The organism is Treponema sp. R6D11 (genome assembly GCF_054786075.1).
On the sequence record NZ_BDHD01001382.1, the window covers coordinates 1 to 314 of the forward strand.

The 314-nt window shown below is 34.7% G+C and carries 1 protein-coding gene; it reads left to right on the forward strand.

Features of this window, described 5'->3' with window-relative positions; genetic code table 11:
- The coding region (locus ACYVTD_RS18845) for a hypothetical protein (protein ID WP_461249108.1) at positions 1 to 182 on the forward strand (182 nt) is incomplete at its 5' end.
- Between the last annotated feature and the right edge of the window lie 132 nt (positions 183 to 314).

Consider the following 314-nt stretch of genomic DNA (forward strand, 5'->3'; position numbering starts at 1 on the left):
AATTGAATGAGAGCAAAAATATGTTGCGGTCACATCTGGAAAAAAAGAAGCCAGAAATTATCAGTCAATTAGCCGAAAACCAGCGAAATCAAAAATTCAGCGTTCGAGAATGGCTTAACTATGCTGTCTCCAAAGTCTCGCGTGTCATCTCACGTCCAGTATTTCGAGATAAAAGTGTATAATATAATACATATAAATTAGAAATTGGCGCCAGTTGATAAAATTCAAAAAAGCACTTGACAAATTTATTTTATCTGAGCATAATGAGTAAGTTGCCGAAAAGAGCAGACGCTCTTTAAAAGAAACTACTACTT